This window comes from Ruegeria sp. CF4, assembly GCF_056537345.1.
This window is the reverse complement of record NZ_JBQFRJ010000001.1, coordinates 224,718-250,937: the sequence shown is the minus strand read 5'-3', so window position 1 is coordinate 250,937 and position 26,220 is coordinate 224,718. Positions and strand designations below refer to the sequence as shown.

At 56.4% G+C, this 26,220-nt stretch carries 30 protein-coding genes; 13 read left to right on the top strand and 17 right to left on the bottom strand.

Annotated elements, in window-relative coordinates; all coding sequences use genetic code 11:
* Nucleotides 1–109: 109 nt before the first annotated feature.
* Together clpX and ACR0NF_RS01190 are read right to left on the bottom strand one after the other, a co-directional pair.
* Entirely contained in the window at nucleotides 110–1,375 is a 1,266-nt protein-coding gene (gene clpX / locus ACR0NF_RS01195; RefSeq protein ID WP_480469245.1) for an ATP-dependent Clp protease ATP-binding subunit ClpX, read from the bottom strand.
* A gap of 137 nt (nucleotides 1,376–1,512) precedes the next feature.
* Complete coding sequence (locus ACR0NF_RS01190) at nucleotides 1,513–2,145, bottom strand: ATP-dependent Clp protease proteolytic subunit (protein ID WP_480469244.1); 633 nt, start codon at nucleotides 2,143–2,145, stop codon at nucleotides 1,513–1,515.
* A gap of 285 nt (nucleotides 2,146–2,430) precedes the next feature.
* On the opposite strand from ACR0NF_RS01190, the gene ACR0NF_RS01185 reads away from it, so the two are divergent.
* From ACR0NF_RS01185 to ACR0NF_RS01175, 3 genes are all read left to right on the top strand, one after another.
* A complete protein-coding gene (locus tag ACR0NF_RS01185; protein WP_480469243.1) occupies nucleotides 2,431–2,772 on the top strand; it encodes an ArsR/SmtB family transcription factor in 342 nt (113 codons plus the stop codon).
* Nucleotides 2,773–2,939: 167 nt separating this feature from the next.
* A complete protein-coding gene (locus ACR0NF_RS01180) occupies nucleotides 2,940–3,077 on the top strand; it encodes an entericidin A/B family lipoprotein (RefSeq protein ID WP_480469242.1) in 138 nt (45 codons plus the stop codon).
* 833 nt (nucleotides 3,078–3,910) lie between these two features.
* Nucleotides 3,911–4,339 (top strand): type II toxin-antitoxin system prevent-host-death family antitoxin, encoded by a 429-nt coding sequence (locus tag ACR0NF_RS01175; protein ID WP_480469241.1) that lies wholly within the window; start codon nucleotides 3,911–3,913, stop codon nucleotides 4,337–4,339.
* Nucleotides 4,340–4,421: 82 nt separating this feature from the next.
* Here the strand turns inward: ACR0NF_RS01175 and ACR0NF_RS01170 are convergent, their stop codons facing one another.
* The 5 genes from ACR0NF_RS01170 to lepA form a co-directional block, all read right to left on the bottom strand.
* Nucleotides 4,422–4,871, bottom strand: a complete 450-nt coding sequence (locus ACR0NF_RS01170) for a hypothetical protein (protein ID WP_480535918.1) — start codon at nucleotides 4,869–4,871, stop codon at nucleotides 4,422–4,424.
* Between the two features lie 130 nt (nucleotides 4,872–5,001).
* Nucleotides 5,002–5,322: a hypothetical protein gene (locus tag ACR0NF_RS01165; protein ID WP_480666651.1), complete on the bottom strand. Its 321-nt coding sequence runs from the start codon at nucleotides 5,320–5,322 to the stop codon at nucleotides 5,002–5,004.
* A gap of 445 nt (nucleotides 5,323–5,767) precedes the next feature.
* The gene (locus ACR0NF_RS01160; RefSeq protein WP_480666650.1) at nucleotides 5,768–6,157 is read right to left on the bottom strand and encodes a helix-turn-helix domain-containing protein; all 390 of its coding nucleotides are present in this window, start codon (nucleotides 6,155–6,157) and stop codon (nucleotides 5,768–5,770) included.
* Between the two features lie 70 nt (nucleotides 6,158–6,227).
* Nucleotides 6,228–6,557: a DUF4258 domain-containing protein gene (locus ACR0NF_RS01155; RefSeq protein WP_480777636.1), complete on the bottom strand. Its 330-nt coding sequence runs from the start codon at nucleotides 6,555–6,557 to the stop codon at nucleotides 6,228–6,230.
* Between the two features lie 283 nt (nucleotides 6,558–6,840).
* The gene (gene lepA / locus ACR0NF_RS01150) at nucleotides 6,841–8,640 is read right to left on the bottom strand and encodes a translation elongation factor 4 (protein WP_170466104.1); all 1,800 of its coding nucleotides are present in this window, start codon (nucleotides 8,638–8,640) and stop codon (nucleotides 6,841–6,843) included.
* Nucleotides 8,641–8,727: 87 nt separating this feature from the next.
* Here lepA and ACR0NF_RS01145 point away from each other — a divergent pair, with 87 nt between their 5' ends.
* The 3 genes from ACR0NF_RS01145 (at nucleotide 8,728) to ACR0NF_RS01135 (ending at nucleotide 11,351) form a co-directional block, all read left to right on the top strand.
* Nucleotides 8,728–9,870: a hypothetical protein gene (locus tag ACR0NF_RS01145; RefSeq protein WP_480777635.1), complete on the top strand. Its 1,143-nt coding sequence runs from the start codon at nucleotides 8,728–8,730 to the stop codon at nucleotides 9,868–9,870.
* Nucleotides 9,871–10,034: 164 nt separating this feature from the next.
* A complete protein-coding gene (locus ACR0NF_RS01140; protein WP_480777634.1) occupies nucleotides 10,035–10,343 on the top strand; it encodes a hypothetical protein in 309 nt (102 codons plus the stop codon).
* Between the two features lie 66 nt (nucleotides 10,344–10,409).
* A complete protein-coding gene (locus ACR0NF_RS01135) occupies nucleotides 10,410–11,351 on the top strand; it encodes a LysR family transcriptional regulator (RefSeq protein ID WP_480471884.1) in 942 nt (313 codons plus the stop codon).
* Between the two features lie 114 nt (nucleotides 11,352–11,465).
* Here ACR0NF_RS01135 and ACR0NF_RS01130 read toward each other — a convergent pair whose 3' ends face one another.
* From ACR0NF_RS01130 to ACR0NF_RS01105, 6 genes are read right to left on the bottom strand one after another with little or no spacing between them, the layout of a single operon-like run.
* Nucleotides 11,466–12,404, bottom strand: coding sequence for an HAD-IIA family hydrolase (locus ACR0NF_RS01130; RefSeq protein WP_480666644.1), 939 nt, complete (start codon nucleotides 12,402–12,404; stop codon nucleotides 11,466–11,468).
* Entirely contained in the window at nucleotides 12,368–13,183 is an 816-nt protein-coding gene (phnE, locus tag ACR0NF_RS01125) for a phosphonate ABC transporter, permease protein PhnE (RefSeq protein WP_480660912.1), read from the bottom strand. The genes ACR0NF_RS01130 and phnE (ACR0NF_RS01125) overlap by 37 nt, the downstream gene beginning before the upstream one ends.
* Complete coding sequence (gene phnE, locus ACR0NF_RS01120) at nucleotides 13,183–13,998, bottom strand: phosphonate ABC transporter, permease protein PhnE (RefSeq protein WP_480469232.1); 816 nt, start codon at nucleotides 13,996–13,998, stop codon at nucleotides 13,183–13,185. Before phnE (ACR0NF_RS01120) ends, phnE (ACR0NF_RS01125) begins: the two co-directional genes overlap by 1 nt.
* The gene (gene phnC, locus ACR0NF_RS01115) at nucleotides 13,995–14,789 is read right to left on the bottom strand and encodes a phosphonate ABC transporter ATP-binding protein (RefSeq protein WP_170352080.1); all 795 of its coding nucleotides are present in this window, start codon (nucleotides 14,787–14,789) and stop codon (nucleotides 13,995–13,997) included. The genes phnE (ACR0NF_RS01120) and phnC overlap by 4 nt, the downstream gene beginning before the upstream one ends.
* Nucleotides 14,790–14,849: 60 nt before the next feature.
* On the bottom strand, nucleotides 14,850–15,824 hold the full coding sequence (gene phnD, locus ACR0NF_RS01110) for a phosphate/phosphite/phosphonate ABC transporter substrate-binding protein (RefSeq protein ID WP_480469231.1): 975 nt from the start codon (nucleotides 15,822–15,824) through the stop codon (nucleotides 14,850–14,852).
* A gap of 60 nt (nucleotides 15,825–15,884) precedes the next feature.
* Nucleotides 15,885–16,610 (bottom strand): DeoR/GlpR family DNA-binding transcription regulator, encoded by a 726-nt coding sequence (locus ACR0NF_RS01105; RefSeq protein ID WP_480484991.1) that lies wholly within the window; start codon nucleotides 16,608–16,610, stop codon nucleotides 15,885–15,887.
* Between the two features lie 328 nt (nucleotides 16,611–16,938).
* Here ACR0NF_RS01105 and ACR0NF_RS01100 point away from each other — a divergent pair, with 328 nt between their 5' ends.
* From ACR0NF_RS01100 to ACR0NF_RS01080, 5 genes are read left to right on the top strand one after another with little or no spacing between them, the layout of a single operon-like run.
* Nucleotides 16,939–17,403 carry an NUDIX hydrolase gene (locus ACR0NF_RS01100; RefSeq protein ID WP_480469229.1) on the top strand — a complete coding sequence of 155 codons (465 nt, stop codon included), beginning with the start codon at nucleotides 16,939–16,941 and terminating at the stop codon, nucleotides 17,401–17,403.
* A 57-nt stretch (nucleotides 17,404–17,460) separates the two neighbouring features.
* Nucleotides 17,461–18,486 carry an ABC transporter substrate-binding protein gene (locus ACR0NF_RS01095; protein ID WP_480469228.1) on the top strand — a complete coding sequence of 342 codons (1,026 nt, stop codon included), beginning with the start codon at nucleotides 17,461–17,463 and terminating at the stop codon, nucleotides 18,484–18,486.
* Entirely contained in the window at nucleotides 18,487–20,703 is a 2,217-nt protein-coding gene (locus ACR0NF_RS01090) for an ABC transporter permease (RefSeq protein ID WP_480469227.1), read from the top strand.
* Nucleotides 20,700–21,770, top strand: coding sequence for an ABC transporter ATP-binding protein (locus ACR0NF_RS01085; RefSeq protein WP_480469226.1), 1,071 nt, complete (start codon nucleotides 20,700–20,702; stop codon nucleotides 21,768–21,770). The genes ACR0NF_RS01090 and ACR0NF_RS01085 overlap by 4 nt, the downstream gene beginning before the upstream one ends.
* Nucleotides 21,771–22,337, top strand: coding sequence for a histidine phosphatase family protein (locus ACR0NF_RS01080; RefSeq protein ID WP_480666641.1), 567 nt, complete (start codon nucleotides 21,771–21,773; stop codon nucleotides 22,335–22,337).
* 3 nt (nucleotides 22,338–22,340) lie between these two features.
* Here ACR0NF_RS01080 and ACR0NF_RS01075 read toward each other — a convergent pair whose 3' ends face one another.
* Both ACR0NF_RS01075 and ACR0NF_RS01070 read right to left on the bottom strand, forming a co-directional pair.
* Nucleotides 22,341–23,132, bottom strand: a complete 792-nt coding sequence (locus ACR0NF_RS01075; RefSeq protein WP_480777633.1) for an inositol monophosphatase family protein — start codon at nucleotides 23,130–23,132, stop codon at nucleotides 22,341–22,343.
* Nucleotides 23,133–23,373: 241 nt separating this feature from the next.
* On the bottom strand, nucleotides 23,374–23,823 hold the full coding sequence (locus ACR0NF_RS01070; RefSeq protein WP_480777632.1) for a low molecular weight protein-tyrosine-phosphatase: 450 nt from the start codon (nucleotides 23,821–23,823) through the stop codon (nucleotides 23,374–23,376).
* 27 nt (nucleotides 23,824–23,850) lie between these two features.
* Here ACR0NF_RS01070 and ACR0NF_RS01065 point away from each other — a divergent pair, with 27 nt between their 5' ends.
* A complete protein-coding gene (locus ACR0NF_RS01065) occupies nucleotides 23,851–24,552 on the top strand; it encodes an NAD-dependent deacylase (RefSeq protein WP_480777631.1) in 702 nt (233 codons plus the stop codon).
* Nucleotides 24,553–24,616: 64 nt separating this feature from the next.
* Nucleotides 24,617–25,225 (top strand): HdeD family acid-resistance protein, encoded by a 609-nt coding sequence (locus tag ACR0NF_RS01060; protein ID WP_480777630.1) that lies wholly within the window; start codon nucleotides 24,617–24,619, stop codon nucleotides 25,223–25,225.
* A 92-nt stretch (nucleotides 25,226–25,317) separates the two neighbouring features.
* Here ACR0NF_RS01060 and ACR0NF_RS01055 read toward each other — a convergent pair whose 3' ends face one another.
* Nucleotides 25,318–25,758, bottom strand: coding sequence for a copper chaperone PCu(A)C (locus ACR0NF_RS01055; RefSeq protein WP_480777629.1), 441 nt, complete (start codon nucleotides 25,756–25,758; stop codon nucleotides 25,318–25,320).
* A gap of 48 nt (nucleotides 25,759–25,806) precedes the next feature.
* Nucleotides 25,807–26,157, bottom strand: coding sequence for a hypothetical protein (locus tag ACR0NF_RS01050; RefSeq protein ID WP_480657149.1), 351 nt, complete (start codon nucleotides 26,155–26,157; stop codon nucleotides 25,807–25,809).
* Between the last annotated feature and the right edge of the window lie 63 nt (nucleotides 26,158–26,220).

Sequence of the window (26,220 nt, the reverse complement as noted above, 5' to 3'; positions counted from 1 at the left end):
CTGCTTCATCTGGCATTAAATACTTCGGGGGTGTCGCGGCTTGCCGCGGCGGGGGCAGTGCCCCTTACTCACGTCTCCGAATATGATCCAAGTGAATTGAGGAACGTGCTTAGCCAGCGGACGCCGACTCTGCCGTGTCTGCATAGATGATCAAAGGCTGAGACTCGGATGTAACCGCCTCTTCATTGACCACTACTTCGGTCACATTCTTCATACCCGGCAATTCGAACATCGTATCCAGCAGGATGTCTTCGAGGATCGACCGCAGACCTCGCGCACCGGTTTTGCGCTCAATAGCTTTTTTCGCAATGGCTTTCAGCGCATCATCCGTGAAAGCCAGCTCTGCGTCTTCCAACTCGAACAACCGTTGGTATTGCTTGACCAGAGCGTTTTTCGGGCTTGTCAGAATGGTGACCAGCGCATCTTCGTCCAGATCTTCCAGCGTCGCCAGAACCGGCAGGCGGCCAACAAATTCCGGGATCAGGCCGAATTTCAGCAAATCTTCGGGCTCGAGATCCTTAAAGATCTCGCCAACGCCACGCTCATCATTGTCGCGGACATCCGCGCCGAAGCCCATAGCAGAGCCTTTGCCGCGCTGTGCGATGATCTTATCCAGACCAGCAAACGCGCCGCCACAGATGAACAGGATGTTCGTGGTATCCACTTGCAGGAATTCCTGCTGCGGATGCTTGCGCCCGCCTTGCGGCGGTACCGAGGCCACTGTACCTTCCATCAGTTTCAGCAGAGCCTGCTGCACGCCCTCACCCGATACGTCGCGCGTGATCGAGGGGTTTTCGGACTTGCGCGTGATCTTGTCGACCTCGTCGATATAGACAATGCCGCGCTGCGCGCGTTCGACATTGTATTCGCTCGCCTGCAACAGCTTGAGAATGATGTTCTCAACATCCTCGCCCACGTATCCGGCTTCGGTCAGCGTGGTTGCATCCGCCATGGTGAACGGCACATCCAGAATCCGCGCCAGTGTCTGCGCCAGCAGCGTCTTACCGCAGCCGGTCGGGCCGATCAGCAGGATGTTGGACTTGGCCAGCTCAATATCGTTGCCCGCCTTCTGGGCGTGATTCAGGCGCTTGTAGTGGTTGTGCACCGCAACCGACAGAACACGCTTGGCGGTGGCCTGTCCGATCACATAATCGTCCAGCACCTCACAGATATCCTTGGGAGTCGGCACGCCGTCCGAGGATTTCAGGCCGCTGGCCTTGGTCTCTTCACGGATGATATCCATGCAGAGCTCGACACACTCATCACAGATGAACACGGTCGGGCCCGCGATCAGCTTGCGCACCTCATGCTGGCTTTTGCCGCAGAAGCTGCAGTAGAGCGTGTTTTTGCCGTCACCACCAGAATTGGTCGCCATGATTTACCCCTCGGGCTCCGTCTCGGCGACCCCACCCAAGGGGCCGCGTTTGCCGTCAATGCCTGCAGCTTAGGCCAGCGTTCTGGCGGCTACAATCTCAAAATCATCCCTCACGCCGGAAGCGCGCGGTTTTGAACTTAGTCCTCGTCACCGTCCATCTTGGCGCGGTTTTCGACGATCTCGTCGATGTGACCCCAGTCCTTGGCCTCTTCCGGGCTCATGAAATTGTCACGATCCAGCGCCTTTTCAACCGCCTTCTTGGTCTGTCCGGTATGACGCACATAGATATCATACAAGCGATCTTTCAGCTTTTGCGTCTCAGCCGCGTGGATCATGATATCACTGGCCTGCCCTTGATAGCCGCCGCTGGGCTGGTGCACCATGATGCGGCTGTTAGGCAGCGAAAACCGCATCCCCTTCTCGCCACCGGCCAGCAGAACTGAACCCATCGAGGCCGCCTGACCGATCACCAAAGTGGAACATTTCGGCTTGATATACTGCATTGTGTCGTAAATCGACAAACCACTGGTCACCACGCCACCGGGCGAGTTGATGTAGATTGAGATCTCTTTGCTCGGGTTTTCCGCTTCAAGATGCAGCAGTTGCGCGACCACAAGATGGCTCATCCCATCATGGATCGGGCCATTGATGAAAATGATCCGCTCTTTAAGGAGGCGCGAGAAGATGTCGTATGCGCGCTCACCCCGGCTGGTCTGTTCGACGACCATGGGGACGAGTGTGTTCATGTATGTGTCAACTGGATCGAACATGGGAACCTGCCTGCTTTGATGTTGATCGGGACATTACCCGGAGAAGAGTTACCTGAGTCTTAGTGCCGCCACAGAGGGGCTGCAAGGGGGGCCGCGCGTTCATCGGCGCGTGTGGCTTTGCGAGCAAGCATTCAGAATGACCCCGCGCATTCGTGTTCGACACATCACGCCATTTTGATCCGTGCATATAGAAAAACACGCCTGATATCTGTACCAAGATACACCACCGCGTCGGCTGCTGCGCGCTGCCTCAATTACACTGCGGGACTTGTAAGGAACACGAAAATGGCTCTTTCTCAGCTGACCAAGGATATGTCGCCCAACGATCTGGACCAGATGGTTGAAAACGCGACGCGAGCGTCAAATTTCCTAAAGGCAATCAGCCATGAAGGGCGCTTGATGATCCTGTGCCATCTCGTCTCTGGCGAGAAATCGGTGACCGAGTTGGAGCGGCTTTTGTCCGCCCGGCAGGCAGCCGTTTCGCAACAGCTATCGCGGCTCAGGCTCGAAGGTCTGGTTGTGCCCCGGCGCGAGGGTAAGGCCATATACTACCGGCTGGCAGACGATCGACCCGTCCGCATGCTGGAAGTGGTTTATGAGCTCTTTTGCAGTTCCAAAGCGTCCTGATCACTCCTGTCATTTCATCTTTGTGGTTTGCTTTGACATTCGGATGAGTCTGTTAATCGAGCGTTTTTTCCGAAGGCCGGCATCGTGGCTCGCTCCTCGCTAAAACCGGTAGCTGTTTGTTCTCAAAGCTGCTAACCAAAACCAAACAAACACTGATGGAGTTCCCGATGATCCGTGCATTCATGATTGGCTTGGCCTTGTTCACATTGACCGCATGTGAAACTGCAAAAGGCGCGGGCAAAGACATCGAAAAGGCGGGTGACGCCATTCAGAACGCTGCCGAGGATGTTCAGGAGAACATCTAAACCTCTCCAGCATATTGCGGCAACGATGCAACAGGCCGCAATATGTTGTTGCCTTGGTTCCTGCAGGCGGCTAATCTGACAAGACAGGTGCATAGACGCGGCATTGCATTTCTGACGAACCAACGGGGTTCTTTCGTTCATGCGAAAGAACCCCGTTTTCATCTGAAGGGTGGTGGTGCGTGGTAGCCTGTATGAACCGATGGTTCTGAAAAAGGAAAAGGCGTCAGGTGCTCAGACGCGGTCTTTGCATGCATCCTTGCGGACACTCCTGACGCCTTGCCGGTCCGATCCGCCCGAGGGGCATCTCGATCCAGTTGCCGCCGCCCCCGAAGGGACCTTGGCGACTGCCGCACGCGCTATGTCGCGCCGCAGCCCGCATCGACCTTCTGAGAGGCTAACCACCTGACCCGAACACGAAGCCCGGATCACCTGATCCACCACCGGTAAGCCATTGCAACCAAGAACAAATCCTAGAACCTGCCCTCGCCGCCGCGACCCCCTTGGCCTTTGCGTCCCGCCCCTGTTCCGAAGAACTGAAGCAGTGATCAGACTGTTGCATCAGCACCCTGAACCGGCAAGAAAATAGCACTGCAGCATGAAAATTAGACGGGGATAAACTGTTGATATCCAGCGGGAGAGCCATGTGGACAACTCTGAAATCGACACAACTCGGCGGGGTTGTGAGGGGATAAGTCCAGACTTAAGAAACCACCCCGATTTTCACCAGTTTCTGCACCTGCAAAGCCTCCGCGCGCTGCGTTAGGGGCGAATTGTCCGAGTTGTACAACACTCAGCCCCCCAATCTTTCGAATCGTACAACCGGAGATTCGCCCATGCGCCTGACCATCTCAGAAGCCCGTGCCCGGCTGGGAGAGCTGACCACCCTCTCACAAGACCCCCGACAGGTGATCGTGCTGACCCGCTATGGCAAACCGCTCGCCGCTCTGGTCTCGATGGCCGAGGCCGAGCGGATCTGGCAGCTGCAGGATGACGGCCGGATCGGACGCAAACACCCGCTCAGCGGGCTGCGCGGGTGGTGGTCGAAAGGGCGTGGTATTCCGGGGATGGAACCTGGGCCGGACGGTTCTTACCTCACCGCGCGCGACGCCGCGCTGAAGGTCCGCGAGATCCAGATGACCCGAGCCGAGGAACGCCGCATCCTCAAACGCGGGGGGCTGGATCCTGTCGCGGGCGGCGAGATCGCCGCCCGGCCCTGCTCCTCCCTGTGGAGGCGCATGTTCCTGAGAAGCGCTCCAACCTGACCGGGGTACCTACTACTCCTGCCGCACTCACAATACGCAGCGGCATATACCCCCTTTAACATCCGGTCAGGCCGAAGACGCTTCAGTTCACCTGACGTTCCAGAACGGTGCTGTAGGTCGTTCCTCGACGCAGGCTACGGAAATCCGCATAAATCTTGCCATCCTGATACCGGGCATCGATCAAGGCGTTGACGCCGATCTCGGGATTGGCCGAGCTTTCCACGATGCTGACCCGGGTCGGATCATCCAGCGAGATGGTCCCGGTGGCATCCATGACGCGCCAGTCCTGAGCCGCATTCGGACGCCACTTGCTGGGCCCCCAGAACACGTTGTCCTGCTGCTTCTGGATGTCCAGCACCCACTCGGCATTGTTGAAACGCGGCGCATCCCCGGTTGTGGTCCGGTTCGGGCCAACGGTGGTATAGCTGCCCACCCATGTTCCGCGCAGGTCCGGCGTATCGGCCATCGCGGCGGTGGCAAGGGTGAGGCTCGTGGCCAGAGCGGCTGCTCCGGCAGTCATGTATCTGGTCATGGGGATCTCCTCCTGAAAGCGACCCTTTGGAGTTCAAATGCGAACATCCTTGCTGTGGGATACAGATTGGGAGAGTGTGGGCCGGTTACAACTTACCTAAGGGAAAGTTCATAATCGCTTAATGTTCGCCTCAGGCCCATGCCAATGCGGTGCCGATCAGTACCAGACCGATCCCGGCGACTTCGCGATGCGAAAAATTCTCGCCGAACAGAAAATAAGAGGCGATGGCGATCAGGATGACCTCGGCCCCCAGAATGCCAGTATAGATGATACCCAGCCGTTCCTCGCGCAGCGCGGCGAGTTCCAGCGTTGCAGCGGCCAGCAGGGCCCCGACGATCAGCAGGCTGAGGCCGATACCGGGGATTTTCCACCAGAATTTCATCGCGATCATGGCCACGGAATAGAGACCTGCCGATCCGAGGGCGATGATGGGGATCATGGATGTGGACATATGGGCCTCCTGCCGAGGGTTCCGTTGGGTCAAGTGTAGCAGGTGTGAGGGTTTGGGGCTGTGAGGTGGGTCACAGTGTGGGTGATGGGTTGAAAACCCATCCTACGTAGGGTGGGTTTTCAACCCACCAATCCACCCGTAGGGCGGGCTTCAGCCCGCCGTCAAACCCTTCCGCTCCACGCGCGTTGAGTTTGGGTCAGGCGCGAGTGGCGGGCTGAAGCCCGCCCTACAGTTTATGAATACCGTTCGATCAAAAGATCTGAGGGCAGCGCCGGCCCGAGGGGAGGCGCAAACGCGCCGCCCCATGGGGGCGGGTCGGCGCGGCCCGGCGGTGCCGCCGGGCGGGTGGGCGGATTTGAGCTTTGAAACAACCTCAAAGAATCTGGCAACCTGCAGAAAGGATAAATGCAATAAAAAAAGGCCCCCGAGGGGGCCTTTGTTCGAGTCATGCGGCCATTAGCTGATAGTGCTTGGGATCACTACCGTCGATTCTTATCGGGTCTTTTCTCGGACCCAATGTCACCTTCGCCGACACCTCATCAATGTCCATGTCGACATCTAACTCCAGTCGCTCGACCGCCATTAGGCGAATAAGCATTTCCGCAGTATCTTTAATTGGTGTTTCCTCACGTTCCCATCGACTTACGGTGAGAAGTGTCACTTTGAGGATATCTGCCAGTTTTTCTTGTGTTAGTCCCATTTCTGTGCGCAGGAAGCGCAGTTCTTTGCCGCTCATTTTCGAAGGCAATGTCACGATGCCCTCGGCGATTACTTGATGCAGCAGGCCAATCGCCGGCACAGTAACAGTCGCTTCTCCTGCGTGATCTTGAACCATGTTCATGTCCTCTATGAACACATTGTCCAAGCCACACTCAGTATAGTGGTAAGCTCCCATTTTTTCTCCATCATGGTTCGTCGCGCCACATTATTGTTACAACTTTGATTTGGCACGATTCTTTGTCTGGAATTGCAACGACTCTTAGATATCTAGCGCCCGAATTCGGGGACTGGCTATCAACCTTATATTTATAAAGGCCAGGTACAGTCGAAGGTTCAGGTTCCTCGTAAACGAAGCCATGCTTCAATACGAAAAGAACATCAGACATAATTAGACCACGTTCGTTCATCCTTTCTCTAGAGTGCGCAGTATACGCGAAATCGCATGTTCGATCACGCGCAATTGCGTTGATGTTGCTTGTTGCGTTTGCAGTAGTCCAAGGTTGTTGATCAGCCATTCTCGCCGCGGTTTTGTTTTGCTGCTCGACTCATCATTTATCATTTTGATAAGTTTGCGCAAGTGTCTTGACAAATAGTTTATTGAGCATGCGTTGCAATCGGATAACAGTTCCACAACATACTGTGTATGTTGAAAAATTTACACGAAATGTAGCTACCCACAATAGGCACACAACCAAGAAATTGTGTAATTTTTTTGTTACTGCCGCTTGAGTTAAATGGTCCAGATGCAGTTGGCTGCGCCAACCGCTTTCGCCCACCCGCCGTAAAAATGGCCAGCTGTTAGCTGTCCATTTTTAAGGCGCTAATAAACGCCTCCTGCGGGATATCGACCTTCCCGAACTGACGCATTTTCTTCTTACCCGCCTTCTGCTTGTCCAGCAGTTTGCGTTTCCGCGTGGCGTCGCCTCCGTAGCATTTGGCGGTCACGTCCTTGCGCAGGGCCGAGAGGGTCTCGCGGGCGATGACCTTGCCTCCGATGGCGGCCTGGATCGGGATTTTGAACATGTGGCGCGGGATCAGGTCCTTGAGCTTTTCGCACATCGCCCGGCCCCGCATCTCGGCCCGGTCGCGGTGAACCATGGTTGACAGCGCATCGACCGGTTCGTCATTCACCAGCACCGACATCTTGACCAGATTGTCCTCGGTATAGCCGGTCATCTGGTAGTCGAACGAGGCATAGCCCTTGGTCACCGATTTCAGGCGGTCGTAGAAGTCAAAGACAACCTCGTTCAGCGGCAGGTCATAGACGACCATCGCGCGGCTGCCCGCATAAGTCAGGTCCAGCTGGATGCCGCGGCGGTCCTGGCAGAGTTTCAGCACGTCGCCGAGGTATTCATCCGGAACAAGAATGGTCGCCTTGATGCGCGGCTCCTCGATATGGTCGACCTTGGACGGATCGGGCATGTCGGCGGGGTTGTGCAGCTCGATCATTTCGCCGTCTTTCATGTAGACGTGATAGATCACCGACGGCGCGGTGGTGATGAGCTCGATATCATATTCGCGTTCGATGCGGTCGCGGATGACCTCTAGGTGCAGAAGGCCAAGGAAGCCGCAACGGAAGCCAAAACCAAGCGCGGCCGAGGTTTCCATTTCAAAGCTGAAGCTGGCGTCGTTCAGCGCCAGTTTGTCGATCGCATCGCGCAGGTCTTCGAATTCGGAACTGTCGACGGGGAAGAGGCCGCAGAATACCACCGGCTGCGCGGGTTTGAAGCCCGTCAGCGCCTCTTCGGTGCCGTTGCGGTCATTGGTGATGGTGTCACCGACGCGGGTGTCGCGGACCTGTTTGATCGATGCGGTCAGAAAGCCGATCTCACCGGGGCCCAGCGAGTCCACCATCTCCATCTCAGGCCGGAAGACGCCGACGCGGTCGACATGGTGCAGGGTGTTGTTCGACATGAACTTGACCCGCATGCCCTTTTTCAGCGTACCGTCCATGATACGGACCAGAACGATGACGCCGAGATAGGCGTCGTACCATGAATCCACCAGCATCGCCTTGAGCGGCGCGTCCAGATTGCCCTGCGGTGCGGGCAGTTGCTGGACGATGGCCTCAAGCGTCTCGTGGATGCCCTGCCCCGTTTTGGCCGAGACCTGAATGGCGTCAGTCGCGTCGATGCCGATCACATCCTCGATCTGTTCAGCGACGCGGTCACAGTCCGACGCGGGCAAGTCGATCTTGTTCAGCACCGGCACGATCTCATGATCCGCGTCGATGGCTTGGTATACGTTGGCCAGCGTCTGCGCCTCGACCCCTTGGGTGGAGTCGACGACCAGCAGAGAGCCTTCGACCGCGCGCATGGAGCGGCTGACCTCATAGGCAAAGTCCACGTGGCCGGGGGTGTCGATCAGGTTCAGCACGTAAGCCTCGCCATTGTCGGCGGTATAGTCGATGCGAACCGTGTTGGCCTTGATGGTGATGCCGCGTTCACGCTCGATATCCATGCTGTCGAGCAGCTGTTCCTTCATGTCGCGATCCTTGACCGTTCCGGTCTCTTGGATGAGCCGGTCAGCAAGGGTGGATTTGCCATGGTCGATATGCGCGACGATGGAGAAATTGCGGATATGAGCGAGGTCTGTCATGGGTTGGGGATATGTAGAGGAATCGTGGGTTGGTCAAGGTGGCACGTTTAGTGTCTGGGAACACTAATCCTCTGCGATGAGGTGGCGATGGTCGAAGTGGAAAATTTGGAGCAGCTCAAATTGGCACTTGAGCACCACTCAATAGACAAGTGCATCGAAGTTGCGCTTCGAGCTGCCATTAGGAATTTCACCCCGCCAAACCAGAGCGGCAACATCGACGCAAGTGAGAAAAATGTATTTCCGTACGGGCGGCTGTTGCTGCAGGCAGTTGTCCACTCTCGGTTTCATTGTATTGAGTCAAAGAACGCGCTGAATCGAACGATAGCACACCTAATCGCACGTGAACGTTTCATAGGGCAGTCATCTGCGTACCTCGCAGCCATAGCCACAATTAACCGTGACAGTACAATTGCAATTGAGACTATCGAAAGTGTAGCAATATCATTTGCGTCAGAGGCTAATCAGGAGCAATTCCTGTTTGGTCAAACTCCTAGAGATTTCTCGACGCGGCATGCTTATGATGCTGCATTTGCACTATTGTTAAACACAAGCCTTGCCGACTCACGTATCCCAAAGGGAGATGCATTCGATCGACCACTTTGGAATGACACTGTCGATTTCAAAGTGCCTTTGGATCAGCGCATCAACTACAGCGAGTATTTTCATGAGCAGAGGTTCGCATTCTGGCGTGAGTGGCACCACGGGTTTTTAGTTGGAAAGCCGCTAGACTGGCAGCTTCAAAGAAGGATCGCATTAATTAGCGAAGATATCTGGAGCTCCGGGCTAGATGCCGTCGCCCTTGAAATCGAACAAATTCGGGCTCGCTGGGATGTTGAAACAGCCCTCAAGGGCTTAGACGACGACCCTTATTCCAGAACCTCTGCGCGCCACGGTATCGGAGGGAACAACCCTCCTGAAAGCATTCAAGATGAGCTTTTGGTTGGTTCAATAACTTTGATCTGGGAAGCCACCGAAGAACTCTCAACAGCTCTGGAAGAGGAAAGTCCGCCTTCAGAGTGGATTGAAACTATCCTGAGCAAGCTCAAATCAGGTTTGGGCGACGTGCTCAAATGGAGTGCACTGACGGTTAAATTGGCAGTTGGAACCGTTGTCGTCATAGGCTCCAAGAAAGTCACGACCGCAGTGGTGGATACCTATATTGCTAAACATCCTGAGAAAATCGAAGCGTTGGTCGAAGCCTTGGAGCGCTGGTTGCCATTCCTGCGCTGACCAGTGCCGGGCTGAAACCCAGCCTACGGGGTGGGGCATTTCTGACTCGTGTATTCACTTTTTCGAACCACCCGATTGATCCCGAATCCACTTTGATTCATACTCCGCCGCAGACCGAGAGGGGCAGAAGACCCGTCCGGGCAGGCAAAAAACGAGGCTCGAGTATGAAACAGTTACTCCTAATCGCATTTTGTGCGGCATCGCTGACATCGGTGGCTCCGGTCGCGGACGCGGCACAGATCAAGCGGGCGTGTTTGGCGTCGGACCGTGAGGCGGCGACGCGGGATCGGTGTTCTTGCATTCAGCGCGTGGCTGATCAGGCGCTGACGCGTGGCGATCAGAAGACCGTGGCCAAGTGGTTCGAAGACCCCCATCAGGCGCAGGAGTTGAAGATGTCGCAGACCGCGCGCGATGATGCGCTGTGGGATCGGTATCAGAACTTTGGCCAGATGGCGCAGGCGATCTGCAGCTAAGCCAGACGCAATCCTTGACCTGATGCACGCTGCGCCCCAGAAATGGCGCAGCGAAAGGTATGTGCGATGGTGATGAAAGGGCTGACCCTGCGGGGCCTTGAGGTGTTCGAGGCGCTGGCACGGACGGGATCGGTGGCGCAGGCGGCCGAGATCACGGGGCTCAGCCAGCCCTCGGTCAGCCAGCAGTTGCGCAATCTGGAAAAGGCTCTGGGCACCGATCTGGTCGATCACGGGCGGCGGCCGATGCGGCTGACACAGGCCGGGCGCAGCTTTCTGACACGCACGCAGGCGGTGTTGGGTGAGCTGCAGGTGGCGCAGAGCGAGCTTGCGGTGATGGATCTGGGGCATCTGACCACACTGTCCATCGGGTTGATCGATGATTTCGACAATGATCTGACACCGCGGCTGGCCACACTGTTGGCCGACAGTTTGACCCGTTCGAAATTCAAGCTGATCACGCTGCCCAGTTTGGACCTGTTTGAGGAGCTGGAAGCCCAGCGCCTGCATCTGGCCGTTTCGGCCCATTCAGGCGAGGTGCTGGAGGGCGTGGTCGAATACCCGCTGGTGCAGGATCCGTTCATTCTGGTGGCACCCAAGGGGGTCGAACAGCCGATGCTGGAGCTGCCCTTCTTGCGCTATGCCCGCGAGCAGTTGATCAGCCGTCAGATCGAAAGCCATCTGGCCCGGCAACAGCTGGAGTTCGAGGAACGGTTCGAGATCGGTTCTCACCTCGCGTTGATGGCGATGGTTGCGCGGGGTCTGGGCTGGGCGATCACCACGCCGCTGGGTTATATGCGCGCGGCCCGGTTCCATGACGGGATGGAGGCCCACCCTGCCCCTTTTGGCGAATTCGCGCGCACAATCTCGCTGTTCACCCGTACCGACTGGTCAGATCAGGTGCCGCAGGAGGTGGCGGACATGATCCGGCGGCTGATGCAGAGCCAGATCGTCGATCCTGCCGTGGCGCAGCTGCCGTGGTTGAGCGGGCAGCTGAAGGTGATGAGTTAGAGCAGAGGACAGACGAGTTCGAATTTGTACCCGGCGGAGATAAGGGGCGGCTAAGCCCGAGAGATCTGCTATTCGAGTTGGACTAAATATCCATCGAAAGAGAATGCCCTAAACTCAGGGGCGGGTTACCACAAAGTTCGGTACTATCCCTGCCTGCCTGATCGCTGCTTCGACATCATGCCCTGCAAAGAACCCAAATCCTGAGATGAGTGCCGAAGCTATGCCCGCACTGCGTGCGCCCAGAACGTCGGTGTGCAGGCTGTCACCAACCATCAGAACGCGGGACTTGTCGATGTGCCCGAGGCGTTGGAACGCAAGGTCATAGATGTTGGCGAAAGGCTTGCCAAAGAACTGAGGGACGACACCTGTCCGATCTGCCAGCCGGTGCGCAAAAAGGCCGGGCTCTTGGGAAAAACCGTATTCACGAGGAGCGACAATGTCGGGGTTGCCGACCATTACCGGGCGGGGGCGCTCCAGCAAGGCGGCCTCCAACATGGCCTGACGCGTTTCGGTCCATACTGCCGACCCGATCATCAGAAACCCGTCGACGGTTTCGTAGGGCGTCGGGTCATCTTCCAGGTAGGATAGCTTCAGCCCCTCCAAATCTCGAAGACCGGCGCTGGGGGTTGCCATCAATCCCCAGTGCAATTCACTTTGGCCGTTTAGCTCAGACAACAATGTGGCCCGGCTAGTGATCACATCCTGCGGTGCGAAGTCATAGCCGAGCCTGGAATATTTCTCCAAAAGAGTTGCGTGGGGAAACCCCGCGGCATTCGACACAACCAGAACACGCTTGCCGGCGGCTTGCAGTGACCTGACCCGATCCGGCGTCTCCGGGATCGCCGTGTCGCCAATATTAAGAACTCCGAAGGCGTCGAGGAGAAACACGTCGAACTCATGAGCGATATCCTCTAGCGTCTCGACCTGACGATAGCTCACTTCAGTTGTGCAGGTTTTCGGAAGGCGGTGTCGTACCGCCTCGTAGGCTTCAAAAGCCTCTTGCGCAGAGAAACCGGTCAAATGATGGCCCCTCGTACTTTCGCCGAAACCCATTCGCTGATCATGACCGCGACAAGAATTACAATCAGGATCAGGCTGACTTGTGGCCAAGCCAGAACGTTGAGTGAAGCTGACAATTGCAACCCGATGCCGCCGGCTCCGACCAGCCCAAGCACTGTGGATTCGCGGATGTTGATATCCCAACGGAAGACAGCAATGCCTGCAAAAGCGGGTAGAATTTGCGGAACGATTCCGTAAGCCATGACCTGCCAACGCGATGCACCGGTTGCCGTGATAGCCTCGACCTGAGAGTGATCAATTTCCTCGATTGCTTCATAAAGAAGCTTTGCACAGAACCCGATTGAACGGATGGCGATTGCTATGACACCGGCAAAGACACCCGGACCAATAATCGCGATTAGCAAAAGCGCCCAGATCAACGAGTTGATTGAGCGGGTCGAGACAATGATCAACAGGGCAATGGGTCGGATGAACAAAGCCGATGGTGTGGTGTTGCGGGCCGCTAAAAAGGCAACCGGAACGGCCATGCACAGAGCGATGATTGTACCCAGGGTGGCGATGTTCAGAGTATCCCAAATCGGACGGCCCAGTTGGGTGATGTAGTCCCATTTGGGAGGCGTTGCACGGGTCCAGATATCGTTGGCGATGCGGGGCGCGTCCCAGACGAAAAACCAGGTCGTTGATTCCGAGATGAACTGCCAGCAGTAGACAAAGACTGCCACGCCCAACAGCCAGCCGAACCATCGAACCAGACTTTGACCCGTCGTTCGCCGGCGCCAGATTTGTGTGTCGTCGCGTTCAAGTACCGGCATTACTGAACCCTCGCGCGGATAATTCCGGAAAGGTATTCAAGTGCCATGACGATCCCGATGATGAGTATAAGAATGGCTGCTGCCGTGTCGTATTCATAGCGATCAAACGCAGTGTTCAATGTTGCACCGATACCGCCAGCGCCCACGAGCCCAAGAATTGCGCTTTCTCGGAAATTGATGTCGATCCGATACATGGAAAGCCCCACAAGCCGCGGCATCACCTGAGGCTGAACGCCATAGTTGATCCATTGTGGCCAGCGCGCGCCAGAGGCCTTGATCGCCTCGGCCTGAACCTTGTCCATGGCTTCGATATCTTCGGCCAGAAGTTTAGAGAGAAACCCAATGGTCGCGAAGGAAAGCGTAAGAAACCCTGCCAGTGGACCAAAGCCGAAGATAGCCACCAGCAAAATGGCGACGATGATCTCTTGCAATGCTCGACTTATCGCGACGATGCCCCGGCAAATCATGTAGATTGGCAGCGGAGCGATATTGCGGGCCGCACCCAATCCAATCGGGATCGAAATCAGGATGCCCACGACCGACGCAGCCACGGTCATTATGATACTTTCCAGAAGGCCGCTCCAAATGTCTGACCACCGTGAAATGAAGTCCGGGCTGGTAAACGCAAGTACAAATGCCCACCCCCGGTCCAGTCCTTCATAGACCCGACCCCAATCAACTTCGATGGTCATAAAGGCCGCGATCAGGTAGGCGAAAAAACCCAACAACAATGCCCAGCGGAGCAACGGGTTTTTGACAAAGGCAGGCTTACGCCAACCCTTTCCCAACATGTCGTCTAGTTCTCGATGGCTCATTCCGCAGCCTCGACATCTTCATCTTCGTCGACTTTTTCGATGGTCGCTTCCCAGTCCTCTTCCCCATAGATTTCGGTCAGCTTCTCGGGGGTAAGGCCTGTTGGAAGACCGTCATAAACGATTTCGCCAAAGCGGAGGCCCACGACGCGCGGAACGAACATTTGGGCAAGCGCCACATCATGGATATTGATAATGGCCGCCAGTCCGCGTTCCTGACACAGCTCGGTGATCAGGCGCATAATCTGGCGACTGGTCTTTGGGTCCAGCGACGCAGTCGGCTCATCAACCAGCAACAGTTTCGGGTTCTGAATCAAGGCGCGGCAGATGCCGACCCTTTGGCGTTGACCACCGGACAGTTCATCCGCACGTTTGTCGGCCATATGTAAAAGCCCTACCCGATCAAGCAGGCGGAAGGCCTCGTCGACATCCGATTGCGGATACCGCCGCAGAAAGCTGCGCCAGAACCCCACATATCCCAGCCGTCCCGACAACACGTTTTCCATCACCGTGAGGCGTTCGACCAAGGCATATTCCTGAAAGATCATGCCCATTTCACGGCGCGCTTTCCGCAAGGCGCCCGATCCGAGTTTGGTCAGGTCCACGTCATCCAGAAGGACGCCACCGCTTGTGGGTTCAACCAACCGGTTAATGCAGCGGATCATGGTCGATTTGCCTGCCCCCGAGGGCCCAATCAACGCAAGAACCTGTCCTTTTGGAACCTCAAGATCAATGGCCTTCAGAGCCTGATCTCCGGTTTTGTATGTTTTCGTCAGCTTTTGAAGACGCAGCATAAAATGCCCCAGATTAGGGTGAATAGCGGGCCCTTTCAGGCCCGCCGAATTAGCCAAAGATCACTGGCAGGCGTAGGAGACGCCATTTGCTGCGTCAATCTTACGGATGACATCCCAGAATTCCTGATAGGTCATCTCAAGGAACTGGCCTTCGTTCGATTTCGAGAACTCAGCTTCCAGGGTCGTGCCGTCCCAGTCAAAGTTGAAGAAGGCATTGCGGATCTTCTCTTGTAACTCGGGCGTCAGGTTGTAGACGGTACCAAACCCGGTGGTTGGAAAGGTCTGCGACTTGTAGATCGTTACAACATCATCTTCCTTGATCACATCGCGCAAGATCATCCGCGATTTTACCGAGTTCGCGATCGACGCCGCCAGGTAATCCTTGTTGGCAACACCCAGGATCGAGTTGTCGTGCTTGCCCGAGTAGACAGGTTCGAAATCCCGTTCGGGCAAAAGATCAAAGTCGCTTTTCAGGATTGCCGAGGGCGCTTTGAAGCCTGAGTTGGATGTGGGTGAGGTAAAGGCCAGTTGCTTGCCCTTGATGTCCTCGACCTTTTCGATGCCCGAACCCGGATAAGTGATGATTTCCATCTCATAACCGAAATTACCGTCTTTCGAAGCCATGATCGTGAATGGCCGGAACCCGGCGCAGTTTACCGCCAACGGGTTAGAGCCGGTGTTGAAGCCCGCGATATGCAGACGCCCAGAACGCATCGCTTCGATCTGGGCCGCATTGTTCTGAACTGGAAAGAAGACAACGTCCTTGCCGGTTTCCGCTTTCAAGTGGTCAAGAAAATCAGACCAGGCGGTTTTGTATACGGCGGGATCTTCAACCGGCGTATATGCAAAAATCAGGGTGTCAGGATCAATTTGTTCAGAGGGATCGGTGGGGATATCCGCAATCAAATCCCCATCTGCGTCACAAAAACGCTCGTCCAGGTCACCGCGCGGACAATCCTGCGCCGACGCCGTCCCGCTCAGCGACATGAGCGCGATTGCGGATGCCCCAATCAACAGTTTGATATCGATCTTCATATTTTCCTCCCAGTCATTCGCGGTCCTCTATCGATCCGCTGTTAATGAATCATGTCTTGCCTACCCGGCGACGAGAACATCGACCTCGGCGCCCTCAATAGCGTTACGCAATTCTCCTGTTGGTTTTTTGTCGGTAACTATAGAATCCAGGCCGTTGATATCTCCCACTTGGGACAGACCCTTGCGGCCGAACTTCCCGGAATCAATAAGAAGATGTCGCTTTTCGGCACGCGTCAGCATCATCCTCTTTACTGCAGCAAAACCCTGCACTGTCTCTGACGGACCTTCGGTAGAGAAGCCCGAAGATCCGATCATGCACCTGTCGACGTTGAAACGGGACAGAAATTCCAGCGTTTCGGTTCCGATCGTTGCAGATTCAGTTGCCAGATATTCCCCCGGACACAACAGCACCTGCGCAGCCCCATGGCCGAGGGTCATCGCAACGGGAATTGAATTGGTAATCACCGTGCAATGGGTGCCGAGATAAGCCAGCGCACGCGCCATCTCGATGGTGGTCGAGCCGGAATCGATCATGACCGTTTCACCGGCCCGGATCAGTTCTGCCGCCGTAACACCTATCCGCTCGCGTTCCTCAACCTGCGCATTTGTCCGTTCATCCAAACCTGGATAGTGCCCTTGCGCAGGGGCTGATGCCCCCCCATGCGCGCGCGCGATCAAGCCGTCATTCGACAGGGCATCGAAATCCCTGCGTACCGTCTCGTTGGAGACGTTGAACCGTTGTGCGAGTTCGTTGATGCGAACGTGCGGGCGCAGCTTCAACTCCAACAATATCTGTTGGCGCCGGTCGGACTTCTTGACCCTGCTCTGGTTCTTCTCAGACACTTTACCGCGCGTTTTGGTTTTGGACATCCGACGACCCGACTAGGTTTCGAAATCTACTTTTGTGGGCTTTCGGACATTTTGCAATAATTTTTGTTGCATAACCCTCGAAAGGTTGTGAGAATTCGAGAAGTTCCAAATATTTCAAAGCACAGAGTAAAGATGCACAGACTGATCAAATTCAGAATGAAAATCGAAGGGACGTCTTAACCAGCCAATTTGCTAGTAAGGCAGTTTCCTTTTGGGATTTGATCATATGGCATTGAGAGACAGTATGAGCGACGGCGAAACGGCAGATCAGATTGCGGCGCTTCCGATGCGCTGGGACAAGGCTGGCAAGTTGCGTGTTCTGATGGTCACTTCACGAGATACTGGTCGGTGGGTTATCCCAAAGGGATGGCTGATGGACGGCAAAAAGCCATGGCATGCCGCTGAAATAGAAGCTCAGGAAGAAGCGGGCGCAGTCGGTACGATCTCGAAACGGTCAATCGGCCATTTTTTCTACGACAAGCGGTACGAAGGTCGAAGCAGCGTTCGTTGCCGCGTCACCCTTTATCCAATGGTCGTTGAAAAGCTGAAGCGACGCTGGAAGGAAGAAGGTGAGCGGACGCGTCACTGGTTTTCACCGGCAAAAGCCGCAAAGCTGGTCGAAGAAAGAGACCTGTCACAATTGCTGAAAAATCTAACAGACGATCAAGAAGTTAAATCTGTCGTGAAGAAGCTTCGAAAAGCTGCTTGAGGAAAGACATAAAAGACCGGGAAGCCGGGATGCATTAAGCACAAAAGGGAGGAAAAGATGAGAAAATTGACATCCACTGCAGTCGGATCACTGATTGCCCTTGCCGCGTCACTGTCGGCAGCACAGGCCGAGAAGCTGACCCTCTATTGTTCGGCGCAAGAAGATTGGTGCCAACTGATGGCGCGCAGCTTTGAAGATGCGACCGGCATCGACGTCAATATGACGCGAAAATCGTCAGGCGAGACCTTTGCGCAAATCCGCGCCGAAAGTTCGAACCCCAAAGGAGACGTCTGGTGGGGTGGCACGGGTGATCCGCATTTGCAAGCCGCTGAAGAAGGTCTGACAATGGAATATGTATCGCCAATGCGCGACCAGCTTCATGATTGGGCGATTTCTCAGGCCGAGAGTGCTGGCAATAGGACGATCGGCATCTATTCGGGCGCGCTTGGATATGGCTACAACGCCGATCTTGTGGCGGCAAACAACCTGCCCGAACCTGCCTGCTGGAAAGACCTGCTGAAGCCCGAATACAAAGGGCACGTTCAGATGGCCAACCCGAACTCGTCGGGCACGGCCTATACGACGCTGGCCTCAATGGTGCAGATCTTCGGTGAGGATGAAGGCTTTGAGTTCATGAAGGGCCTGCATTCGAACATCAACCAATATACCAAGTCAGGCTCGGCGCCGATCAAGGCCGCCGGTCGTGGCGAGAACACAATTGGTATCGTCTTCATGCATGACGCCGTGAAACAGGCCGTTTCCGGGTTCCCGATCAAGGTCGTCGCACCCTGCGAAGGCACCGGGTACGAAATTGGCTCCATGTCGATTATTGACGGAGCCCGCAACGAAGAAGAGGCGAAGAAGTTCTATGACTGGGCCCTGTCGCCCGAAGCTCAGAACCTTGCCCTTCAAGTCAACGCGTTTCAGGTGCCATCGAACAAGGGCGCGGAAACTTCGGAAAGCGCGCCTGACATGAGCCAGATCAAGCTGATTGACTACGACTTTAAAAAGTATGGCTCCTCAGACGAACGGAAGCGTCTATTGCAAAAATGGGACGAAGAGGTTTCGACTCTGCCGCAATAAATGACTGACCAGAACTCAAAAACGACCCATCCGGTCCTGATCTTTTGGATCATCGCCGGGTGGGTCGGATTCTGCCTGCTGCCCTGGTACATGGTTGACGGCGGCCTGTGGTCGTTCGAGTGGCTTTTGGATGGCTACCCGTTCGATGAGGATTATGCCCCCGCTGCGTTTCTGATTGGACAAGGCGAAAAACTTTGGCTCGCTCCGCTTCTAATCGCCCTCGCCCTCCCGCTTCTGGTGTTGAAGCGCACCAAATCTGACCCGCTTTACGCCCGCATGCTGATCCTGTCCGGAGCGCTCGGCTTTGGCTGGCTGATCGCTCAGGGATTCAGCATCGGTATCAGGGGCTTCAACTTCGATTGGTTGGAGGCGATGTTTGGCGAACTTGGCGATCGTCAGTTCGGCATGGGCTATGGCGCGATGATATGTGCCTCGAGCTTTCTGTTCCTGCTTACTCAGGGGATCGCGGCAAGGGGTGCCATTAACGGTGATGTATTTGTCGTCAGCGCTATCGGCGGCGTAATTACAATTGTCACCGCGTTTGTCTTTTTCCCTATCGCCAAGATGCTTTTCGCAGCCTTCATCACCGAAGACGGTGCGTATTCCATCGCGGTATTCTTCTCGAAGTTTTTTGATGATCGACTGTGGGGTCTGGGGTGTTTTCAGGGCGCGCGCTGCGGTGCCGCCTGGAATTCACTGTTCCTCGCCATCCTTGTCGGCGTCATCACCACGGTCCTGGGTCTGTGCTTCGCGTTGGTCGTGACGCGCTCGGGCTTTCGCTACAAGCGCGCACTGCGGGCCCTGACGGTTTTGCCAATAATCACCCCGCCATTCGTGATCGGCCTAGCGCTCATCCTGCTTTTTGGCCTGTCCGGCTCTGTCACCCGTTTTTTTGCCGAACTTCTCGGCACACAACCGACGCGCTGGCTTTACGGAATGCCAGGCATTCTGATCGCGCAGACACTCGCGTTTACGCCAATTGCGTTTCTCGTACTCATAGGCGTGGTTGAAGGCGTCTCTCCGTCGATGGAGGAAGCAGCCCAAACGCTCCGCGCCAGCAGATGGCAGACGTTCAAGACGGTTTCCTTGCCCCTGATGCGACCGGGTCTTGCGAACGCATTTCTTCTGGGCTTCATCGAAAGCATGGCTGATTTCGGAAACCCGCTTGTATTGGGCGGGAATTTCGACGTGCTGTCGACCGAGATATTCTTCGCAATCGTCGGTGCTCAATACGATCAGGGCCGAGCCGCGGTTCTAGCCATGGTTCTGCTATTCTTTACTCTTTCGGCCTTTTATGCGCAGCGCGTCTGGCTGGGAAAGAAGAGCTACACAACCGTCACAGGCAAAGGCGATGCGGGAGTGCATCCGTTGATGCCAACCGGCCTTTCGGTTCCTGTACTGCTCATCGCTTTGGGTTGGGCACTGTTCACAATTATTGTCTATGCGATGATCATCTACGGCAGTGTGGTCGAGCTGTGGGGAGTCGATAATTCACTGACAATCAAGCACTACATCACCGCATTCTCAGTTCGCTTCGAAGAAGAGGGCATACGCTGGACCGGCGCCGCGTGGGACAGTTTCTGGACCACCATCACAATCGCAGCCATTGCAGCGCCATTGACTGCCGCCGTTGGGCTGGTAACGGCCTATCTGCTGACCAGACAGAGTTTTGCGGGCAAGAACGCCTTTGAGTTCGGCACCATGCTGTCCTTCGCCATCCCCGGCACGGTAATTGGCGTTAGCTACATTCTGGCCTTCAATGTTCCGCCAATCGAAATCACTGGCACAGGCGTCATCCTCGTGGTCAGCTTCATCTTCCGAAACATGCCGGTCGGCGTTCGTGCGGGAATCGCGAGCATGTCACAGCTGGACCGCAGTCTTGATGAATCCTCGCTGACTCTTGGCGCGAACTCATGGCAGACGTTCCGAAATGTCATCCTTCCGCTGCTGCGCCCTGCGATACTTGCTGCGCTTGTCTACAGTTTTGTTCGGGCCATGACGGCAATCTCAGCCGTCATCTTTCTGGTCAGCGCGGAGTATGACATGGCAACCAGCTACATCATCGGTCGGGTCGAGAATAACGACTATGGCCTTGCGATCGCCTATTCGACGACGCTGATCTTCGTGATGCTCGCGGCAGTCGGCTTATTGCAACTTCTCGTCGGCCGGGTCCAGATTGGCCGGCGCACGCAGCACGGAACGGAGACATCGCCATGACCGACACCAAAATCGGTTCCAAGGCCGCCCCGGTACGCTTTGAGGATGTGTCGAAAGTGTTCGGCAAGGACGTCGTCGCCGTCGATAACATCAATCTGCACGTAGAGGCGGGAAAACTCGTCACACTACTTGGTCCGTCGGGCTGCGGAAAAACAACAACGCTGCGCATGATTGCAGGGTTGGAGATGGCAAGCTCTGGCAAGATCCTGATTGGTGACCGGGACGTGACCAAACTGCCAGCCACCGACCGCGACGTATCCATGGTATTTCAGTCATACGCTCTGTTCCCTCATATGAGCGTGCTGGAGAACGTGATGTATGGCCTCACATTCTCGGGCTTTGCAAAAGATGAGGCTCGCAGCCGCGCATTGTATGGTTTGGAGTTGGTTGGTCTTCAGGGGTTCGACAATCGCCTTCCTTCGGAACTATCCGGCGGCCAGCAACAGCGTGTTGCCGTCGCGCGCGCGCTGGTTCTTGAACCACAAGTGTTGCTGTTCGACGAGCCGCTGTCCAATCTCGACGCCAAACTTCGCCGTCAGGTGCGTGAGGACATTCGGGCAATCCAGCAAGACCTTGGCCTGACAGTGGTTTACGTGACCCACGATCAGGAAGAGGCACTGGCGGTCTCGGATGAGATTGTTGTTATGCGTAACGCAGCGATCGCTCAAATAGGCACTCCACGCCAGCTTTACGATGCCCCCAATGACCGGTTTGTTGCCGATTTCATAGGCGAGGCAAACCTTTTGAATTGCCAGATTGTTGATATCGATGGCGACGTGGCAACCATCGAGATCGAAGGCTATCGCCATACGCTGCCACACCGCGGATTGTCCGAAGGGACAGCGACCATCGCGGTGCGACCCTCACGTCTGGTGATCGGTTCCAATCAGGGCATACCGGCCACGGTGGCCAAGGCGACTTATGTGGGCGTTCGGATGGAATACACGCTGACAGGTGAATTTGGACAGGTGTTTGCCGTCCACGACGATGTTGATGCGCCGCTTGAACCCGGCACCGAAATCAGGATGGGTTTTACCGAAAAAGGGCCAGTGCTTTTGCCAGACTAAATGCCGAAACTTATTGTCATCACACACCCCGAGGTCTCAATCGATCCGGACGTCCCGATCACAGATTGGGGTCTGAGCGCGACGGGCCGCAGACGCGCCACTGAATTTGCAACCAGTGAAATCTTGTCGAATATCACGCAAATCTGGGCAAGCAACGAGCAAAAGGCCCATGAAACAGGCACAATTCTTGCTGCACTACGAACGCTTCCCGTGAATTACCATTTGGGTCTTGGCGAGAACGACCGCAGCGCTACCGGTTATTTGCCCCGGGACGAATTCGAGGCAGCGGCTGATGCTTTCTTTGCTCAGCCGGAAGTCAGCTATCGCGGTTGGGAAACAGCTATCGAGGCGCAGATACGCATTCATCGAACAGTCACCGAGATTATCCAGACGCATGACACCGGTGATCTTGCAATTGTTACGCACGGAGCGGTCGGCACGTTGCTATGGTGCGCACTGTCGGAGTGTTCGATAGACCGTAAACACGACCAGCCCTCACAAGGCCATTTCTGGCAGGCAGATTTAAAGACGCTTAGGCCTAACTCATGTTGGGTCGCCTTGGCATAGACGTTAGGCGTTCCAAGCGCTCTCTGCGATTTCGCGCAGCGTCTCGAACACTTCCGGAGTCCCCACGATTACGCGCCCGCCTTCTCGGATCATCGCATCGGCATTCTGATCCTCAACAACGCCCCCGGCTTCCGAGATCAGCAATTGCCCAGCCAGACAATCCCAGGCGTTCATGTGTTCTTCCACGTAACCCAAAAGTCGCCCAGCAGCGACGTAGGCCAACGAAAGCGCTCCGCTAGCGTTTCTGTGGAACATAGCTCCGTGCTCGATCAGCTTCTCGACAACTGGTAAAACATGGCGGGTCTCGACCCGGTTAGAATACCCCACGGCGACTGTTCCGTCCCGCAGCGCTACCCCTGATGCGACGCGCATTGGTGATCCGTTAAGTGTCGAAGCTTCTCCGCGCGTTGCCACAAAAGTTTCATCCATATTTGGATCGCGGATCACACCTACCGCCGCGTGTCCTCGGGTGACACCGGCAAGAACAATAGTCCATGCTGGTATGCCGTTGACGAAATTCGTTGTCCCATCAATTGGGTCAATCACCCAGTCAAAACCGCTCTCTCCCGTGGCCGCACCGTGCTCTTCACCAAAAACCCCATCTTTGGGCCACGCCTCTGCTATCTTTTGGCGGATGAAAGTTTCGACATTCCTGTCCGCCTCGCTGACCCAGTCCTGAGCGCCTTTTTGATCAACAACAAGACTTCCTCGATCCGCGAAGTACTTTTGGGCAATTACCCCAGCCTCCTCGCAGACTGCGATGGCAAAATCTCTGCGTTCTGAAAGTAGAGACATGCGCGGACCTTTTCCGGTTGGGGAATTCCCTTGAACATTGCAGGTCAAGCGAATGCTTGGCAATCACAGAGTTGTTTCGCTTGTTTTCCAGAGCTAATTCGATGCCGCCCGCCTGGAAGGTTTGTATTGAGGATCTCTTCCTCAATCATCCTCACATTTGATACTCTGCTGATTATTGTCCGCATTGGGCTCGACGTCGCCATTAACCCATTTTTGACGCGTCTGAAAACTGCCAGAGCGATCAGATTTGGCCCCGCAGGTGAAGCGCGAGCCCGTCCACCGCTGCCTCAATCAAATCCAATGCTCCGTCAAAATCTCGGGTGTAGTACGGATCGGGCACGTGGTTTGCATCGGTGTGAGGCGCGAAATCGGTCAGAAGGCGGACCGAGGTTCCGTTGCCGTCGGGGCGCAGGGCTTCGATATTGGAGATGTTGTCGGCATCCATGCCAATGATCAGGTCGAAGCGGTGGAAATCCTCGGCCACGAACTGGCGGGCGCGCAGGTCGCTGAGGTCAATGTCGCGGGCACGGGCGGCCTGTTGCATCGGACCGTAGGGCGGGTCTCCAATATGCCAGCCCGAGGTTCCGGCGCTGTCGGTCCGATACTGCGGGGCGCGGGCGCGAAAAACACCCTCGGCAGCGGGCGAGCGGCATATATTGCCCAGGCAGACGAAAAGGATACGCTGTGTCATGGGACTGGTGTAGCGCGAGAGGCGGGCATGGAAAAGATCGTCATTCTGACCGGGGCCGGGATATCGGCCGAAAGCGGGTTGGGCACCTTCCGCGACGAAGGCGGGCTATGGGCGCAGCACCGGATCGAGGATGTGGCAACGCCGGAAGGTTTTGCCCGAAACCCGGCGCTTGTGCATCAGTTCTACAATGCCCGCCGCGTTCAGGCCGCCAAGGCGCAGCCCAACGCCGCCCATCAGGCGCTGGCGCGGCTGCAGAAGGACTGGCCTGGAGAGGTGGTCATCGTTACCCAGAATGTCGACAGCCTGCACGAGGCCGGAGGGGCCGAGCGTGTGATCCATATGCATGGCACGTTGGCGGGAGCTCTGTGCGGAGTTTGCGAGCACCGTTGGATCTCACCGCCAGAGATGGAGGTGGGCGAGCCCTGCCCCGTCTGCCAGCAGCCCTCGGCCCGGCCGGACGTTGTGTGGTTCGGCGAGATGCCTTATTTCATGGATGAAATTTACGATCACCTGACCGAAGCCACCCTGTTTGCCTCAATCGGGACCTCGGGTCAGGTCTATCCTGCGGCGGGTTTCGTGCAAGAGGCGCGGGCTGTGGGCGCGCGAACGGTCGAGCTGAACCTTGAGCCGTCTGCCGGAGGCTCGATCTTTAACGAAACCCATCTGGGGCCCGCGTCGGAGGTGATCCCGCGCTGGGTCGACGGGCTGCTGGCCCGCGGCAGCACGTGATAAGGGCAGACAATGGCGCATCCTCCCGTCTATGGTGCAGGAAACAGGAAGCCGAGTGAGTGACATGACTGATCTACCGCCCAAAGATGGAGAGATCCTTGACGAGAGCAGCATCGACGCCCGTGACACGCTGAGCACCAATCTGGCCAGCCTGTGGTGGACTTTTCTGCTGCGTGGAATTCTGGCTGGTCTGATCGGCATCGCAGCGCTGTTCTGGCCCACCAGCAGCATATCGCTGCTGCTGCGGCTGGTCGGGGCGCTGCTGATTTTGGATGGCGCGCTGACCTGGCTGGGGTTCGGGCGGCGCGGGCTGGTCGGGGGCGTCGGGATCGGCACTGCGCTGATCGGACTGGTGCTGCTGATCTGGCCACAGGGTGTGGCTTGGCTGGCATTCACGCTGATGGGGACAATGGCGCTGTTCGTGGCCATCGGCTCGCTCATGGCGCTGCCGCAGATGCACCCCCAAGACCCAGAACGCGCGACGGTGCGCAACTCAGGCATCTTCGCGCTGATCATTGGTTTGGTGCTGATCTTCTGGCCCGGCAGCGGGATGGTTGCACTGGGCTGGGCGATTGCATTCTTCGCGCTGACCTCCGCCGTAGTGATGTTCTTTCTGGCCGCACGGTTCAAAAAGGCTGGCGATCGGTTGGAAATGCGAGTCGTCAACCGGTAGCGAAACAGGCCGGGCAATGCCCGGCCTGACGCATGGATGACGGCCGCAGCGCGGCCCGAAGACATGCGTTGGTACCAGCGCCTGCCTTTGGCTTATCGCTCAAGATCGACAGGGATCTCGATCTCGACCTCTCCAGCCTGTTCGAAAATCAGCGTAACAGGAACGGTCGCCCCCTGTTCGAACGGCGCCTTGATACCCATGAACATGACGTGATCGCCCCCGCGCTGCAGAATGTGGGTTTCACCGGCCGGAATGGCAAAGCCCTCCTCGACATGCATCATCTTGGCGACACCGTTGTCATCGACCACATGCGTGTGAAGCTCGACCCGCGCCGCCACGTCCGAGCTTGCGCCGATCAGGCGGTCGTCGGTATCGCTCTGATTCTGGATCATCATGAAGGCTGCGCCGGCCTTGGCTGTCTTGCCCGAAGACCGCGCATAGGGGTCGTCGACCGTGATCCCATCTGCGGCCAGTGCGCCGGACGCAAGGGCCACCGTGGTCAGGGTTGCAAGCAGGGTGGATTTGAGAGTCATTTTGACCTCTCCTCAAGTAAATGTCTGAATTTGGTTTGGGAATCGGAATCAGACAAAGAACGGAGGCGCACGTGCCGGGTGCAGCGGCAGCGGTGCGGAAATCAGGTCATGCGACCGCAACAGAGGCGCGGCCTGCATCCGGGACGGGGCCTGAGGTACAACAATGGGCGCTTCGTGGATCGCGCCAAGCAGCGCCAGCGCATAATCCGGACAATAGTGCGGAGCTTGGGTCGGCTGGCCCTCGGCATCCATATAGACGACAACAGGCCCCGAGCCGGTGCACAGCACCATCTGCCCGACCGCGCGATCCATACCGCGCGACCCAGCCAGCCCTTGCCCGGTGAGGATCACCAGCAGGGACAGCGCATAAGGCAGCAATGTGCGAAAAAAGCTCGTCATCTCGGGCCAAGATATAGGCTTCCCTCCCGAACCGCATCAAGCGGAAAGGGAGGGTTGAGACAG